The organism is Shewanella youngdeokensis, assembly GCF_033180165.1.
GTDB lineage: Bacteria > Pseudomonadota > Gammaproteobacteria > Enterobacterales > Shewanellaceae > Shewanella > Shewanella youngdeokensis.
Map to the genome: position 1 here is coordinate 3,182,531 of NZ_CP136522.1, position 16,735 is coordinate 3,199,265.

At 44.1% G+C, this 16,735-nt stretch carries 12 protein-coding genes and 1 pseudogene; 9 read left to right on the top strand and 4 right to left on the bottom strand.

The genetic code is table 11. The features are described from left to right. Positions 1-95 precede the first annotated feature (95 nt). Positions 96-1,172, top strand: a complete 1,077-nt coding sequence (locus RGE70_RS13605) for an adenylate/guanylate cyclase domain-containing protein (protein WP_310471981.1) — start codon at positions 96-98, stop codon at positions 1,170-1,172. A gap of 65 nt (positions 1,173-1,237) precedes the next feature. On the opposite strand, the gene oxyR is transcribed toward RGE70_RS13605, so the two are convergent. The 3 genes from oxyR to mnmL all read right to left on the bottom strand — a co-directional run bounded on the left by oxyR (position 1,238) and on the right by mnmL (position 3,822). Further along, a complete protein-coding gene (gene oxyR / locus RGE70_RS13610) occupies positions 1,238-2,146 on the bottom strand; it encodes a hydrogen peroxide-inducible genes transcriptional activator OxyR (RefSeq protein ID WP_310471982.1) in 909 nt (302 codons plus the stop codon). A gap of 171 nt (positions 2,147-2,317) precedes the next feature. Then, positions 2,318-2,683, bottom strand: a complete 366-nt coding sequence (locus tag RGE70_RS13615; protein WP_310471983.1) for an Hpt domain-containing protein — start codon at positions 2,681-2,683, stop codon at positions 2,318-2,320. A 218-nt stretch (positions 2,684-2,901) separates the two neighbouring features. Next, positions 2,902-3,822, bottom strand: coding sequence for a tRNA modification radical SAM protein MnmL/YtqA (mnmL, locus tag RGE70_RS13620; protein ID WP_310471984.1), 921 nt, complete (start codon positions 3,820-3,822; stop codon positions 2,902-2,904). 485 nt (positions 3,823-4,307) lie between these two features. Between mnmL and gltB the strand changes: the two genes are divergently transcribed. The 6 genes and pseudogenes from gltB (at position 4,308) to rbsK (ending at position 13,572) form a co-directional block, all read left to right on the top strand. Next, positions 4,308-8,756, top strand: coding sequence for a glutamate synthase large subunit (gene gltB, locus RGE70_RS13625; protein ID WP_310471985.1), 4,449 nt, complete (start codon positions 4,308-4,310; stop codon positions 8,754-8,756). Between the two features lie 5 nt (positions 8,757-8,761). Continuing rightward, positions 8,762-10,171: a glutamate synthase small subunit GltD family protein gene (locus tag RGE70_RS13630; protein ID WP_310471986.1), complete on the top strand. Its 1,410-nt coding sequence runs from the start codon at positions 8,762-8,764 to the stop codon at positions 10,169-10,171. A gap of 186 nt (positions 10,172-10,357) precedes the next feature. Further along, complete coding sequence (locus tag RGE70_RS13635) at positions 10,358-10,648, top strand: hypothetical protein (protein WP_310471987.1); 291 nt, start codon at positions 10,358-10,360, stop codon at positions 10,646-10,648. Between the two features lie 452 nt (positions 10,649-11,100). After that, positions 11,101-12,138, top strand: coding sequence for a phosphagen kinase (locus RGE70_RS13640; protein WP_310471988.1), 1,038 nt, complete (start codon positions 11,101-11,103; stop codon positions 12,136-12,138). 225 nt (positions 12,139-12,363) lie between these two features. Further along, positions 12,364-12,486 (top strand): annotated as a pseudogene (locus tag RGE70_RS13645) (DeoR family transcriptional regulator); the annotation flags it as partial. A gap of 174 nt (positions 12,487-12,660) precedes the next feature. Then, a complete protein-coding gene (gene rbsK, locus RGE70_RS13650; protein WP_375087951.1) occupies positions 12,661-13,572 on the top strand; it encodes a ribokinase in 912 nt (303 codons plus the stop codon). Positions 13,573-13,679: 107 nt separating this feature from the next. On the opposite strand, the gene RGE70_RS13655 is transcribed toward rbsK, so the two are convergent. Beyond that, the gene (locus RGE70_RS13655; RefSeq protein ID WP_310471990.1) at positions 13,680-14,651 is read right to left on the bottom strand and encodes a nucleoside hydrolase; all 972 of its coding nucleotides are present in this window, start codon (positions 14,649-14,651) and stop codon (positions 13,680-13,682) included. Positions 14,652-14,995: 344 nt separating this feature from the next. Here RGE70_RS13655 and RGE70_RS13660 point away from each other — a divergent pair, with 344 nt between their 5' ends. Continuing rightward, a complete protein-coding gene (locus tag RGE70_RS13660; protein WP_310471991.1) occupies positions 14,996-15,694 on the top strand; it encodes a 5'-methylthioadenosine/adenosylhomocysteine nucleosidase in 699 nt (232 codons plus the stop codon). Between the two features lie 31 nt (positions 15,695-15,725). Next, on the top strand, positions 15,726-16,721 hold the full coding sequence (locus tag RGE70_RS13665) for a cobalamin biosynthesis protein CobD/CbiB (RefSeq protein ID WP_310471992.1): 996 nt from the start codon (positions 15,726-15,728) through the stop codon (positions 16,719-16,721). Positions 16,722-16,735 lie beyond the last annotated feature (14 nt).

Genomic DNA, 16,735 nt, shown 5'->3' on the forward strand with positions numbered 1-16,735 from the left:
TTTGACGTAGATCACAAATACTACTGGAAATAGTAGGGTGATATTCTATAGACTAGCGAATCGTAAGAAATTAGCAGTTGGATACCCCCTAAACAGTGAGAGCAAGTATACAGGCAAAGAAGTTAGCCTTCGCTATTTTCGCTTGGACTTCAGCAATGGCAGCGTTCGTATTTTTCAGATACGCACAAACACCAGAGCTCCCTCAATGGGCAGTTGGTTCTGCAGATCTTGCGACGCTTTCAATTTATATGGGGATAATTTTCGGTAGCCTACATTGGATGTCGAACCTCATTGCTGACTTCAGCGCCATCAACCGCTTACCTTATGTTTTTTCAGTCATATTTAAAGGGTTATTCTTACTATTAGGTGCCACTACGCTGGCGTATATAACCCAATACCTAAACATGTGGGCCATTGAAAACCACATGACCACCCTGCGACAAATGCTAACGGCGCATATTCTATATAGCCCCGCCTTTCAGGCGCTCATTGTTTATTTAGTAGTGGTCAGAGTAGGGCTAGCATTTCTTGAGCAAATGGCCTTGCTGGTTGGTTTCCGTGTTTTGGTTAATATTGGTCTTGGCAATTATCATAAGCCCCGCTATGAGCAACGCTTGTTTTTATATTTAGACATGGTTGCCTCAACAACACATGCAGAGTCTCTGGGAGATTACCGGTTTAGCCGATTAATCCAAGATAGCTTTAGTTTACTTGCAGATACTGTCACTAATAACGAAGCTGAAATTTATCGTTATATGGGCGATGCAGTTCTTATTCATTGGCCATTAAAAGATGGCATAAAAGAAGATCGTTGTTTTAATATATACCATGAGTTTAGTCAGCAACTTAGTTGGCAGCGCCTGTACTTTGAAGAACAATACGGCTTTGTCCCTAAATTTAAAGCGGCTGCACATTGTGGTCAGGTTGTTGCTGCGGTTGTTGGTGTTCAAAAGCAAGAAATTAGTTTCTTTAGTGATGTGCTTAATACCTTGGCTAGATTGCAAGATCAGTGTAATCCCCTTGGCCAGAGAATGTTGATTTCAGGTTCGCTTAAGTCTCGTCTCGACTTTGCTGAAACTCGTTATGACCTCAACAACTTGGGACCTATCAAACTGAAAGGTAAGCAACACTCAATCGAAATCTATGGGGTTTCCCCTAAAAACGCCGCATAAAAAAGCCGATAAATAATTATCGGCTTTCATCGTAACGACTGTGCATTACTCAATACCGCTTAAAACTATTCATTCTGTTCAAGTAAAGTTTGGATCTCTAAACCTAGCGTTCTAAAGGTTAAAATCCGACTCGATGTTTGTCGCCACACCAGTCCAATATCTCGATATGGAGTTTCACCAGGCGGCGCTAACGCAAGCAAATCTGTATTATTTAAGATGCCAGCATCAATAGCCATTTGCGGCAAAAAAGTGGTACCTAATTTACAATTAACCATTTGTACCAAGGTGTGTAAACTCGTAGCGGCGAATGGATTAATTTTGGCACTTTCTCCTAATTGGCATGCACTGATCGCATGCCCAGTAATACAGTGCTCAGCTTGTAATAGAAAAATGCTTTCATCAGGCAGCGACTGGTAATCAATTGGCTCGTGGATTTCATCAGTAAGCTCTTCATGTACAACCATTTTAAATGGGTCAATTCCCACTTTCATACTATGGTAACCACTCGTGTCGACCGGTAAAGCCAACAATAGTAAATCAAGCTCTCCTTTTCCAAGGGCATCGATAAGCCTATCGGTGGTATCTTCTTTCAATAATAGCGTCAAATCTGGGTAAACTTTTTTACAATGCTGAACCACTAGGCTCAATAAAAATGGCGCAATGGTAGGAATACACCCTAACCGGATCTCACCCGTCATGGGTTCGCCTTGATGCTTTACTAGTTCGACTAAGTCATCAACATCCGTTAATAACTTGCGCGAGCGGGTGACAACCTCTTCACCAATGGCAGTAAATATAAAAGACTTATGGTCACGCTCGATAAGTTGATGACCTAATTGATCTTCAAGGTTTTGAATACCACTCGATAATGTAGACTGACTCACGTGGCAAATTTTAGCCGCACGGTTAAAATTTTGCTCTTGGTGCAAATTAACCAAGTAAAACAAGTTTTTCAAACTTGGGAGGTGTTTCATAAAGTATGATTACCAATGGCGTTATTTATCGTATTTTACGATTAGCTTTATAATAAAAACAATTAACTTTGTGTAAAAAAGTCAAGGTGATGAATAACACTGTTTAAAATGCAAAAAAAATGGCACTGCTTAGTTACCCAAACAACGCCATTTCAACATCTTAATCAGTGCTTACGCTCTTGATTCAAGATATTGTTTTAGTGCATGCAAGTCGCTCGAACCGTGGTTAACAATCTCGTTAACCCATGTTGGATGTTCAGCTTCCCATGAAGCTACTTCGCCATGTTGTATTAACTGCGCAAACTGTTGAATCCGTTTTAAACCTACAGATCCGGCAGCACCTTTAAACTTATGTGCTTCAGAACAAAGCGTTTCTTTATCTTTCGCTTCATATGCATTAACAAGGTTGCCCACATATTCAGGCATAAGCTGTTCAAACAACACGACACTTTTAAGTAACGTACCTGCGCCGATGGCACTGCAGTACTGCTCCAGTGTATTAAGATCCAAAATTGATTCTAATTCAGCTGTGGCCATTTAGGCACCTCTCAAAATAATTGCCGCGTATAAAAAATACGATTGTAAACATAATACTCGCTAAATTTTTAGGCGCAACAACTAGTGTCATTTGTAGTTGAAAATCAGCACATTTTAACCTCACAGCAACAACTGATTAATTAAAAAGTTCAAAACAATTAATGTCACCGATAACTTCTGGGGCTACTTTTAACATTGCGAGTTGTAAGTGACTGTAATTAACTTTTCTGTTCCGCTAGGTTACTACCTTGCTCGCCTTTCGCTTTTAAGTCATCTACAATCGCGACTAAACCATCCCAACGAAATGCACACCAATCAGGGCCCAGTAACATCGGTTTTTTGGCGTAAGCAGTCACGCGATGGAAAATAATATTTTTAGGAGTACGACGGATTAACTCACCCACACTAAAGGCATAATCCTCTATTTTTAGTAAATCCATTTTACCATTACGCCACGCCTTGGCCATCGTGCTACCTTCAACAATGTGCAATGGGTGCAACTTTAAACCATCCACACCTACACCAAGCACTTTATCTAAAGTGGTTAAATAGTCTTCGTGCCCTTCTCCTGGCAAACCAAGAATAAGGTGAGTACACACTTTAATACCTTTAGCGCGAGCTCGCTTTACCGTATCGGCATAGACTTCAAAATCATGCCCACGGTTTATTTTCTTTAATGTTTGATTGTTAGCCGTTTGCAGACCCAACTCTAACCAAACATCTATCCCCTGTTGCTGATAATCTACCAAGAGGTTAATCACCTCTTCTGGGACACAATCGGGGCGAGTCCCCACACATAGACCAACAATATCGGTGTCACGGATGGCTTCATCATATTTCTGTTTTAGCACCAAATATTCATCATAAGTACTAGTGTAAGCTTGGAAATATGCAATGTACTTTGAAGGCTTTGTTGAGAGTCTTTCACGACCTTGATTTAACTGCGCTTGTATCGATAATTCAGTCTTATGCTCATGGCTAAATGATGCTACATTACAATATGTGCAGCCACCTTTGCCTAAGGTGCCGTCACGATTAGGGCAGGTAAATTTCGCATCAATGGTCAATTTACGGATCCGCTCACCATACCGTTGCTTGCAGACACTCCCGAATGTATTAACGTAACTATCAAGACCCAAAGCCATCACCCAATTTAAGAATTTGCGCTATTGTAGTCATTTCCTGAATTCATTTATTAGCGCTAGCTCAAATAACAGTAATTTTTAGTATTTTTGTTGCACTATTTAGCGAGAAAAACACATCCAACTTAGTGCATAAATAGTCAAAAGCTAAACTACGTTACATTTGATTGTATTTAGCATGAAAATCTTTTTCTTTAATAAGCAACAATCAATAAAAATGTTGCAAAAAAGTAAACAAAGCGAGTCGCTAAAACTAAAATTCTTTTTATTCATAACGTTATACACATCAATCCGCAGTTAACGTTAAGGTAAAGGCAGTTAAACGTCCGTATGAATTAGCAACCTAAGGTTGGGTTACACTCAGCTGATATGGTTTGACCTTTAGTAGACTAAAGGTTAATTTAGTTGATTCGGGTGCATATTTATAAAAATTATTCGCTTTATATCCCGAGTAGTATTAGTTGAGGTTAGGGAGTGTATCAATGAGCTTATATCATCCAAGTTTTGAACGGGACAATTGTGGGTTTGGGCTTATAGCTCAAATGGACGGTGAAGCAAGCCACCGAATAGTACGTACCGCGATTCATGGGTTGGACCGCATGAAACATCGAGGTGGTATCGCAGCAGATGGACGTACTGGTGATGGCTGCGGCCTACTCATGCAGCTGCCAATAGAGTTTTTTAAAGCTATCGCAACAGAAAATGACTGGCACTTAAGCCGTCGCTTTGCTGTGGGTATGCTATTTCTTAGCCAAGATGAAGAACTGGCCTCGCAAACCAAACTTCTTATAGAGCAAGAACTACAAACAGAAACATTAAGCGTTGCAGGCTGGCGTGATGTACCTGTCGACGCCGACGTACTAGGTTCAATTGGTAAAGCCAGTCAGCCGCAAATAGTACAAGTACTTATTAATGCACCTATTGGTTGGCGCGAAAAAGATTTAGAGCGTCGCTTATACATGGCAAGACGCCGCGTAGAACAGCAGCTCAGTCATGATAAAGACTTTTATATTGCAAGCCTTTCAGGGCAAGTAATTGTATACAAAGGCTTAATGATGCCTGCCGACCTACCTGCTTTTTATAGCGACCTGGCCGACATTCGCCTACAAAGTGCTATTTGTCTGTTTCATCAGCGCTTTTCAACTAATACCTCACCTAAATGGCCGCTAGCTCAACCGTTTAGGTATCTAGCCCATAATGGTGAAATTAATACCATCGCTGGTAACCGCCAATGGGCACGGGCACGGGCTTATAAGTTCCACGCGCCGCTGTTACCCGACTTACAGCAAGCCGCGCCTTTCGTTAATGAAACCGGATCTGACTCGTCATCATTAGACAACATGCTAGAAATGTTGCTGGCCGGCGGTATGGATTTATACCGTGCAATGCGCTTACTTATTCCACCAGCGTGGCAAAGTAATCCAGAAATGGATCCCGAGTTAAAGGCTTTTTATGACTTTAACTCAATGCACATGGAACCCTGGGACGGCCCAGCAGGCATTGTAATGACCAACGGTCGCCATGCTGCATGTGCCGTTGACCGTAACGGTTTACGCCCATCACGCTACGTGATCACTAAAGATCGCATCCTAACGCTAGCATCTGAAGTCGGCATTTGGGATTACGCCCCCGACGAAGTCGTTGAAAAAGGTCGTGTAGGCCCTGGTGAACTATTAGTACTAGATACCTTAAACGGCCAACTGTATTCATCGTTTGAGATTGATAACGACCTCAAACGTCGCCACCCTTATAAAGAGTGGATGTCAAAACACAGCACCGTACTCAAGCCCGCTGAAGACTTTGGCCCCAATGAACAAGGTCAGCGCGAGTATAATGATGAACAACTACTGCAGTACCAAAAACAGTTTGGTTATTCTCGCGAAGAGCTAGAACAAGTTATTTGGGTACTGGCCAAAAAAGGCGAAGAAGCAACCGGCTCAATGGGCGACGATACGCCTATGGCTGTGCTGTCTAAAAAGTCACGTACCATTTATGACTATTTCCGCCAAAAGTTTGCCCAGGTCACTAATCCCCCCATCGACCCACTGCGCGAAAAGCACGTGATGTCACTCACCACTTGTGCCGGACGTGAGCAAAACTTATTTAACGAAACCACAGGCCATGCTTACCGGGTGATGTTCAACTCGCCTGTCTTGTTATTTAGCGATTTTAATCAGCTAATGGCATTAGACAGCAGCTACTACCGAGCCAATACAATCGACTTGAATTACGATTTAAGTGAAGGCCTTGAAGCCGCAATTAAACGTATTTGCGATGAAGCTGAACGACTCGCCAGAACCGGTACCACCCTACTAATATTGTCAGACAGAGCCACCGCGAAGTCGAAGCAAGTTATCCCTGCAGCCATGGCTGTGGGCGCGGTTCAGCAAATATTAGTTAATAAAAGCCTGCGTTGTGATACCAACATCATTGTTGAAACCGCATCAGCACGCGACCCACACCACTTTGCAGTATTACTCGGCTTTGGTGCCACAGCTATTTATCCCTATTTGGCTTACGAGTGCATTTCAGATCTTGCAATGCGTCACGGCGTTGAAAACACCCGCGATCTTATGCTCAACTTCCGTCAAGGCATTGATAAAGGCCTACGAAAAATCATGTCTAAAATGGGCATTAGTACTGTGGCATCATATCGTTGCAGCCAACAGTTTGAAGCAGTCGGTTTAGCCGACGACGTAGTCGAGCTTTGCTTTAATGGCGTAATTAGTCGAATTCAAGGCGCCAGCTTTGCGTTAATTGAGCAAGATCAGCAACTATTGCACAAACAAGCATTTAGAGCCCACCAGCCATTATCGCAAGGTGGTCTACTAAAATACGTTGATGGCGGTGAATATCACTGCTTTAACCCCGATGTCGTTAATACCTTGCAAACGAGCCTGCGTGACCAAGATTACGTACAATACAAACGCTTTACTAAATTGGTAGACGACCGCCCAATTGCCACCCTACGAGACTTAATTGACATCAAAGGTGAACTCGTCGCGGTTGATGTAGACACCGTTGAACCCGCTAAAACCTTATTTACCCGCTTTGACAGTGCTGCCATGAGTATTGGTGCGTTAAGCCCCGAAGCCCACGAAGCATTAGCCGTTGCAATGAACCGCCTAGGTGGCCGTTCAAACTCAGGCGAAGGCGGAGAAGATCCACGTCGCTTTAACACCGAAGGCAACTCAGCCATTAAGCAAATAGCCTCAGGTCGATTTGGCGTCACCGCACATTACTTAGTTAATGCCGAAGTGCTGCAAATTAAAGTCGCTCAAGGTGCTAAACCCGGCGAAGGCGGACAGCTCCCAGGTGATAAAGTCAGTGTTGAAATTGCTGCTCTGCGTAATGCACGCCCAGGCGTTACCCTTATTTCACCGCCGCCACATCACGACATATACTCAATTGAAGATTTAGCCCAGCTGATTTTCGATTTAAAACAGATTAATCCTAAAGCGCTCGTGTCAGTGAAGTTAGTGTCAGAACCCGGCGTTGGTACCATTGCCACTGGTGTAGCAAAAGCCTATGCCGATATGATCACCATTTCCGGTTATGACGGCGGTACAGGTGCCAGCCCAATCACCTCAGTTAAATACGCCGGCAGTCCTTGGGAGCTTGGCCTTGCCGAAGTGCATCAATCACTTGTTACAAATGGTCTACGCCATAAAATTCGCCTGCAAGTTGACGGCGGTTTAAAGACCGGTAAAGACGTAATAAAGGCCGCAATGCTTGGCGCTGAAAGTTTCGGCTTTGGTACCGTGCCTATGATTGCATTGGGCTGTAAATACTTACGTATTTGTCACCTCAACAACTGTGCCACGGGTATCGCGACCCAGAATAAACAGCTGCGTAATGAGCATTACCACGGCCTGCCAGAGCGCGTAATGACTTACTTTGAATTTGTCGCACAAGAGATCCGTGAATACATGGCGGCCTTGGGTGTCACGCAATTTGAAGACCTAGTCGGTCGCAGTGATTGGTTAAGCGCAATCGAAGGTGATACAGCTAAACAACAAGGGCTAGACTTAGCGCCGATATTGTACCGCCCAGCAGTACCAGAAACCTCAGCGGTAACATGGCGCGAGACCAACCCGCCATCAGATCTCGGTGCATTAAACCAGCGCATCTTAGCAGACTGTAAAGAAGCGGTTTTAGCTGGCGTCCCCATTTGCGAAATGTTCAGTATTAACAATACCGACCGCTCGGTGGGTGCAAGCCTCTCGGGTTACATTGCCACACATGTGGGCCGTGACGGCGCCAAAGCCCCCGTAAAATTGAAGTTTAACGGTAGTGCAGGTCAAAGCTTTGGCGTGTGGAACGCACCGGGGCAAGAACTCATGCTCTGCGGCGATGCCAACGATTATGTCGGTAAAGGCATGTCCGGCGGTAAAATTACCGTTTATCCGCCGTTAGGTAGCCAGTTTAAATCTGAACGGTCAACCATTTTAGGCAACACCTGTTTATATGGCGCCTCTGGCGGTAAATTATTTGCCTCGGGTCAAGCCGGCGAACGCTTTGCCGTACGTAACTCCGGCGCCATCGCTGTAGTTGAAGGCTTAGGTGATAACGGATGTGAGTACATGACCGGTGGCATCGTTGTGGTACTTGGCAAAACTGGGGTTAACTTTGGCGCAGGTATGACCGGCGGCTTTGCCTATGTGTTTGACCAATTTGGCCACTTTAAACCGCGCGTGAACACTGAACTGGTCGACACTCATAAAGTGCAATCGGCTATTCAGCAGCAACATTTGCGCAGCTTAATCGAGCAGCATATCGAAGAAACCAATAGTGAACACGCTAAGATGATATTAAGCGATTTCGAAAACTGGATAGATTGCTTTATTTTAGTGAAGCCTAAAAATATCGAGATTAGTGACCTATTAAAGTTAGAGCCATCAGAACCTGCACTAGCAGTCAGAGCGGGATAAATAATATGAGCAATGATTTTCAGTTTATTGAAGTTGGGCGCCAAGACCCTACTAAACATGCGGCAAAACAGCGTGCTACGCAGTTTATCGAAATTTACCAGCCCTTTGCCCAACCACAGGTAAAAGAGCAAGCAGACCGCTGTTTAGACTGCGGTAACCCGTATTGTGAATGGAAGTGCCCACTGCACAATTACATTCCAAACTGGTTAGCGCTCGCTAAGCAAGGGCGGATTATGGAAGCGGCAGATCTGGTGCACGAAACCAATACACTGCCCGAGATCTGTGGTCGCGTTTGCCCACAAGACCGACTCTGTGAAGGCGCTTGTACCCTAAACGAAGAGTTTGGAGCCGTCACCATCGGTAATGTCGAAAAATACATTACCGATACCGCAATTTCACAAGGTTGGCGTCCAGACTTGTCAAAAGTCACCGCCCGCAAAGAGCGCGTAGCCATTATTGGCGCCGGTCCAGCAGGCCTAGGCTGTGCCGATATTTTAGCCCGCAATGGTATCCAAGCGGTGGTCTATGACAAAAACCCACAAATTGGCGGCTTACTGACCTATGGTATTCCGTCATTTAAGCTTGATAAAGAGGTCATGCAAGTACGCCGTAATGTGCTTGAAGGCATGGGGATTGAATTTAAACTTGGGGTCACCGTCGGTAAAGATATCGACTTTAAAGAGTTGATTGAAAACTACGATGCCGTTTTCCTCGGTATGGGCACTTATACCGCCATGAAAGCCAATTTAGCTGGTGAAGACGCCCAAGGCGTACATCAAGCACTACCTTATCTTATTGGTAATACCCATCAAGTTATGGGAACACAATGCCAAGACAACCCCTACCTCAGCCTTGAAGGCAAGCGTGTAGTGGTACTCGGCGGTGGTGATACCGCCATGGATTGTGTGCGGACCGCGGTGCGACAAGGCGCAGCCAAAGTAACCTGTGCTTATCGCCGTGACGAAGCCAATATGCCAGGTTCTCGCCGCGAAGTGCAAAATGCCCGTGAAGAAGGAGTTGAGTTTTTATTTAATCGCCAACCTAGTGAAATCAAAACCCAAGCCGGTAAAGTCATTGGCATTGAGTGCATAGAAACCCAGCTCGGCGAGCCCGATGACAGTGGTCGCCGTCGCCCACAACCCATTGCAGGTAGCGAACAAATACTTGATGCTGATGCCATTATTATTGCCTTTGGTTTTCAACCAAGCCCGGCACCATGGCTAGCAAATTACAACATCGAACTCAACGAATGGGGTTTAGTTAAAGCACCTAAAGTGGCTGATAATCCATTCCAGACCAGCAATCCAAAAGTGTTTGCCGGTGGCGACATGGTACGCGGCTCAGATTTGGTGGTTACCGCTATAGCCGAAGGCCGCGATGCAGCCATGGGGATCCTTAACTTTTTGGAAGATTAAACCGACAGTTTAACAGTTTGTGATTGGCGCTCCGCAAGGAGCGCTTTTTTTTGCTTAAGTTGTTAAGATGTTTTGAAAAAATGCGAGTTGCGCACTGACATGTCTCTGAACATAATCAATTTCAATGTTGCATGAAATGACTGCATTACTAAGGTCAATCTAGGCGAACTAATATGAGAAATCAAAATGAAAATCTTTGAAGAAAAGCAGGTTCTACCTGAAGTTAATAAAATTTGTGATGTCTGCGAGGAAACCGTCATCATTGAAGTGCATGGAGAAATATATGCTGAGTTTGGTGAACTGAGTGCTAGATTTGGTCATGGCTCTCAAGAGGATGGTAATGCTTATCACCTCGACTTATGTGAAAAATGTTTTAAAACCGCTATTTTTGCTCTCCAAGAACATAGAAGAGCGATAGTTATGTTTGATGATACCAAAGAGTTACCAAATGACTCCTTTGGTTTGGTTTCCACTTAATCCGTAGCGCAAGTGGTTTAAACTGTGGACATTAAAATTATTAATTTTCTTGTTAAGGAATTACAGAAAAATTAAGGTCATAGCCATTACACCTCGGGAGAACAGTGCACTGTACGCTTTGCTTTGTGGTTATCTGAACGTTTCATGAACGCTCGCTTTCACCTTACTGAATTTATACAAGTGACTAAGACTGCACAATAGTAAAGCGTAAATTGAACCTTAAACAGTGCCCTACTGCCACAGAAACCCAAAACACGGTATATCGAACAAGCATTATGCGCCACGCGACTCGAACACCTGCAATGTAAAGAGATACCAACATAAGTTGCTGCCCAGCTAGATCTGCGTCACACCCTTGTAAGTATCATGTTATCTAAATATAACTTACGACTGTCGCATTAAGGCCGATTTAGTTATAATTTTCGGCTAATTATTATAAAAAGCAGAGTGTTATGAAATATCCGGAGTTTACAAAGCAACATCAGTCACTAATGGCCAAACACTTATCGCCGGAGTTATTCACTCAGCTACAAAATGTGGTGACCACAAATGGGGTTACTCTTGATAACGTTATCAATTCAGGATTACAAAATCCTGATAGCGATATTGGAGTATATGCCGGTGATACGCAGTCGTATCAACACTTCGCGCCTCTGTTTAACCCTATCATTCGTCAATATCATAAATTTGATGACGATACCCTGCACACAACAAACCTAAACCCCGAAGACCTTAATATTGATGATCCCGATCCTGCGGAACAATATATTGTATCAACCCGTATTCGGGTCGGACGTAACCTTGCTCAATTTCCGCTGGGGCCAGCAATCACTCAACCTGAGCGAGATGAGGTTGAAGCCCAAGCGGTAAAGGCACTGAGTAAAATGTCAGGGGCATTGTCGGGGCAATATTTTGCATTATCCGGTATGAGTGATGAGGTTAAATCGCAACTTATTAACGACCATTTTCTGTTTAAGGCCGGCGACCGTTTTTTTGAAGCGGCAGGCTTAAACCGTGACTGGCCGGCTGGACGGGGAATTTACCATAATAATGATAAAACCTTTTTAGTCTGGATTAATGAAGAAGACCAACTGCGCATTATTTCGATGCAAGCCGGTGGCAATATTACTCAAGTATTTACACGCTTGACTAAAGCGCTTGCAGAGCTTGAAAAACACTTGAGTTTTTCGTTCACTCAACACTTAGGTTATATCAGTAGCTGCCCAACTAATCTTGGCACAGCTATGCGGGCTAGTGTGCATATTAAACTCCCTTACTTAGGCCAAAATAGGGAGCTGTTGAACAAAATAACCGAAGAACATCACTTACAGATCCGTGGTATTCATGGTGAACATTCTTCAAGCGAGGGAGGCGTGTTTGATATCAGTAATCGCCGACGCTTAGGCATTACCGAAGTTGAATGTGTGCAAGATCTGTATCATGGGGTTTTGGCATTAATCGCTCAAGAAAAGCAGCTTAGCTGCCTTTAGCACTTACCATTATCGATTAATCGTTCTTTGCTGTAGTGCTACAACCTTTATTAAAGGTTAATGGCTCATTCTAACTGCAGCAAAAATCAACACCAGCTATTGCTCATTTAAAAAATCTGGGCAGTAATTTGTCGTGTTTTAAAAACAAACCAATTGGTGCGTTTACCATGTTAAGCTTTTACCTAAATCACAACCTCTGCAGTGTTGAGCAAGTATATTCCCCCTATGAACAAACTGAGCCGCAATGAAAGACTGACTGTAATTTTAAAATTACTCAGCGAACATAAATCTTTATCCAATGCACAATTAGCTAAACTGCTACAGGTGACGCCCAAAACAATTCGCTGTGATGTGGCGATCCTTGAGCAAGCTCAACAAGTGATAAGGACTCATGGCGGTGTACACGTTTCTGCTGAATTCGATGCCGATAAATATTGTTTAAATAGCTTAATGTCGCAATTAACACACAATGGTTTATCCAATCTTATGACCCAGAGCCTCACAAAAAATAGGGTCAACAACATGAATAGTAAGATTTTTGTATTAGGTTCTTTTAACGTCGATATCGTGTCTAAATTAGAGCGCTTTCCGCAACCGGGTGAAACGCTGCACGCACTGAGCAATAATATTGGGGCGGGCGGTAAAGGCGCCAACCAAGCTTATGCTGCGGCCAAAGCCGGCGCTAGCGTGACCTTTATGACCAAAATAGGTAAAGATCAATTCAGCCATTTTGCTAAAGAACACCTTGCTAGTACCGGCATTGATAACACGATTATTATTGAATCTGAAAACTGCCCAACCGGAAATGCACTTATTTATGTTTGCGCTAAAACAGGTGAAAATATGATTGCAGTGCATTCTGGGGCTAATACCGAAATCACCCACGCCGAAGTATTACAGGCTGAGCAACATATCGTTGGCGCGAGTGTGTTGTTGACCCAGCTAGAAAACAATATTGAGGCGATTGTGCAATCAATGCAAATTGCCCATGAACATGGCGTAAAAGTGGTGTTAAATCCTGCCCCTTACCATACCGACACCCCGAAATTACTGCCATTTGTTGACATTATCACCCCGAATGAAACCGAGGCGTCACTAATGACGGGCATTGAAGTAAATGACCTTAACAGCGCAAAGCTCGCCGCCCAAAAGATTAATCAAATGGGGGTTGATTCTGTGGTTATCACCCGCGGCGCGCAAGGAGTTTTACTCTATGAAAATGGCCGTTTTCAAGAGGTCCCGGCCATAAAATGTGTGGTTGCCGACACCACCGGAGCCGGTGATGCGTTTAACGGCGCTTTAGTTGCGCAGTGGGTTAATAATAACAACCTGCTTGATGCGGCTAAATTTGCTAACGCCTACGCCTCTTTAGCGGTTGAGCGTGAAGGGGCAGCGAACATGCCTGATGCTAGCTTGGTTGCCGCCCGACTTTAACCACTACACTAACAAGTGCAAACCTGCATAACAGCGCTATTTACACGGCGCTGTTGTTAGTTATGTGCTTATGCTCGATTAACAAGGCAACTAAAAGCTCGGTATTACTAACTCATTTTATGACCGTAGTTGATAATTGTTTGACGGTATATTTCAAGTAGTTCTACGTCATTAACGGCAACCCCTACCCGCTGTGGAGTATGCATCTGCCATTCGTCATGAAAGTACTGACGCCCATCAAACTTTTGAATGGTCATCCCTTCGGCTGGCCCTTGTGTTACCACACGCACCGGCCCTTCGCTAAGGGTAAATAGCTCAGGTTTTATCACGTAAGCAATAGCTGATGGGTCGTGAACATGGCAGGCATCTAAGCCGACTTTCTCTTTATAAAACTTGAGATAAAAACGACTCACGTCCCAAATAAACTGTCCGACTTCTGCAGCGTCATCACGTAATTGATCTAGATATTCACCGCTGAAAAAACTTTGCTCTGTAACATCAAGTCCAATAATCACCACTGGCCATGCCGCACTGAAAACAAGATCGGCGGCGTGAGGGTCGTCATGGACATTGGCTTCGGCGTATGGTGTCACATTACCTCGGTGATCATTAACACCAAATGCGCCGCCCATAATCACGACCTCTTTCACCAAATTAACGATATTTGGCTCAGCTTGCAGCGCCAGTGCTAGGTTAGTCAGCGGGCCAACGGCCACTAGCGTAATTTCATTGGGCTGGGCTGTTACTGCATCAATAATGTATTGATAGGCAGGTCGAGTATCAATCTCACCGTCAACCTCTGGTACTGCAACGTCACCAAAACCACTTTCACCATGTACGGCAACCGTTGGCCCAACAGGATCTTTTATCAGCGGCCCGACCGCGCCTTGGGCAATATCGGCGCTGAACTGATATTTTTGCTTTAAATAAAGCGCATTACGTGTGGCTCTGTCGATAGCCACATTACCGTAAACGGTCGTTATCGCCATCAAATCAATCTCGGCGTGAGCCTCTGCGAACAAGATAGCCATAACATCATCAATGCCTGGATCTGTATCTAATATTATTTTTGTCGCCATTGAGTTTTTATCCTGTTGATGGGGTCTAGATTTAATTATGCTACTCATCTTAAACCGCTAATATACGCTTAGCGTCAGTCAATGAGTGTGATTAACCCTCGAACTTACACAAATAAGAGAACATTTAAGTTCGTTTACAGCTGGGCGGGCTGTCATCAATACTCAGCTTGGTTTTAGCTATTTAATCAATACTTTTAGTAATCGCTATAGGCTGCGCTATTACTGTAGCCACAACTGAAATCAGCGTATAGTTCTCATACTGTTAATAAGCCTTTTTCACTAACGCCTGTGGTCATGATATATTAGCGTCCATAATCATTCAGGCAGTTTAAAAAGGTCATTTCATGAAAATCGGTATTATTGGCGCTATGGAGCCAGAAGTTGTACATCTTATTGAATCGATGGAAAACTCAACTTCTACCACTATTGCGGGTATCGAGTTTGTTGCAGGGCAACTAGCAGGTCAAGACGTTGTGGTAACGCGCTCAGGTATTGGTAAAGTGGCGGCAAGTATTGCCACCACATTGCTTATCGAAAAATACGCACCCGATGCCATTATTAACACTGGTTCAGCCGGTGGTTTTGCTGACAACTTGGCGATTGGCGATATTGTGATTTCATCACAAGTGCGTCATCACGATGTTGATGTTACCGCTTTTGGTTATGAAATTGGCCAAATGGCGCAGCAGCCAGCAGCATTTATTCCGGACGCTGCTTTAGTAAAAGCCGCGCAGCAAGCCATTACAAGCCTTGGTGAAGTAAAAGCTATTGAAGGCCTAATTTGTACCGGTGACAGCTTTATTTGTGACCCCGTACGTACGCAAAACATGTTAGAAAACTTTCCAACTATGGCAGCATGTGAAATGGAAGGTGCGGCAATTGCACAAGTTTGTCATCAGTTTAGCGTGCCATTTGTGGTTATTCGCTCACTGTCAGATAATGCGAATAATGATTCACCTGTCGATTTCGATCAATACATTGTTAAAGCTGGCCACCATTCAGCATTAATGGTCATTGCGCTACTTAAGCAATTAACTCACTAAAGATTAATCATCCACAGGATATAACTGCACTATGGTTCCGGAGTTTGCAAAAATCTTCTCGCAAGATAGTCAACTTTATACTGGGGCTTTAGTGCTGTTAGTGTCGATTTTAATGGCGCGTATGGCGCCATTACCTCGGCAATTACAGCCGCTAGAATGGCTCACTCAACTTGCCAAAAGCTTAAGCCTTAAAGTCAATCATCCACACCGCGCCGCATCGCAGCAACTGATTGCTGGTATGCTAGCAATGATTTTATTAGTCATGCCTTTTTGGTTGCTGATCAGTTTTTTTACTGAGCTTGCTGAGTTTCCATGGTTTTTCGACGCACTCATTATCTACCTGTGTTTGCAAGATGACCATTTCAGATATATTGCCAATGAAGTGTCAGTGTCGATTCAGCGCGACAATAAAACTCGTGCCCGCGCCTTGCTCCAACCTTGGCTGATCCGCAGCACTCAATCTTTATCAAGCGTTGGCCTCAGTAAAGTGACCATTGAACGCCTAGCCACAACGCCTACATACGGCATTGCCGCTACGGTGCTGTTTTATAGTATTGGTGGCTTACCCATTTTACTGCTGGCCAGAATGATTAAACAGCTCGACAATACGTGGCCAGTGAGCCATCCTCACTACCGGGTCTTTGGTCTGCCGGTCTATGCGCTCAGCGCCGTTATTCACTTTATTCCCGCTAAACTATGGAGCTTTACTTATGCCCTACAAGGCGGTCCAAAAAGCTTTATGGCTTTATGTAACCCCAGAATCAATGCAACCCCAATTGTTGAGTATCAAACCAATGCAGTAATGGCCTGTGCGCTTAACATTGAACTCGGTGGCCCAGCTAAATTTAAAACCTCAAGCAGTATTGAACAAAAGGTCAGTATGCCTAAATTATGTTATGGCGCATTGCCCACTCACCACGATATTCAGCGTGCTTTGTCATTCAATTCATTTGCGTTTGCTTTATGGACCTTGGCCATTGTGTTGCTACCTAGCATTTGGTGCTTACTCAGAATGATTAACACCTAACACGAATTGCAAAC

What these genes read in the sequence shown, in the direction of transcription:
- RGE70_RS13665 (WP_310471992.1), top strand. Translation starts at nt 15,726, where the DNA reads ATGGTTCCGGAGTTTGCAAAAATCTTCTCGCAAGATAGTCAACTTTAT.
- gltB (WP_310471985.1), top strand. Translation starts at nt 4,308, where the DNA reads ATGAGCTTATATCATCCAAGTTTTGAACGGGACAATTGTGGGTTTGGG.
- oxyR (WP_310471982.1), bottom strand. Translation starts at nt 2,146, where the DNA reads ATGAAACACCTCCCAAGTTTGAAAAACTTGTTTTACTTGGTTAATTTG.
- RGE70_RS13640 (WP_310471988.1), top strand. Translation starts at nt 11,101, where the DNA reads ATGAAATATCCGGAGTTTACAAAGCAACATCAGTCACTAATGGCCAAA.
- RGE70_RS13630 (WP_310471986.1), top strand. Translation starts at nt 8,762, where the DNA reads ATGAGCAATGATTTTCAGTTTATTGAAGTTGGGCGCCAAGACCCTACT.
- rbsK (WP_375087951.1), top strand. Translation starts at nt 12,661, where the DNA reads ATGAATAGTAAGATTTTTGTATTAGGTTCTTTTAACGTCGATATCGTG.
- RGE70_RS13615 (WP_310471983.1), bottom strand. Translation starts at nt 2,683, where the DNA reads ATGGCCACAGCTGAATTAGAATCAATTTTGGATCTTAATACACTGGAG.
- RGE70_RS13635 (WP_310471987.1), top strand. Translation starts at nt 10,358, where the DNA reads ATGAAAATCTTTGAAGAAAAGCAGGTTCTACCTGAAGTTAATAAAATT.
- RGE70_RS13660 (WP_310471991.1), top strand. Translation starts at nt 14,996, where the DNA reads ATGAAAATCGGTATTATTGGCGCTATGGAGCCAGAAGTTGTACATCTT.
- RGE70_RS13655 (WP_310471990.1), bottom strand. Translation starts at nt 14,651, where the DNA reads ATGGCGACAAAAATAATATTAGATACAGATCCAGGCATTGATGATGTT.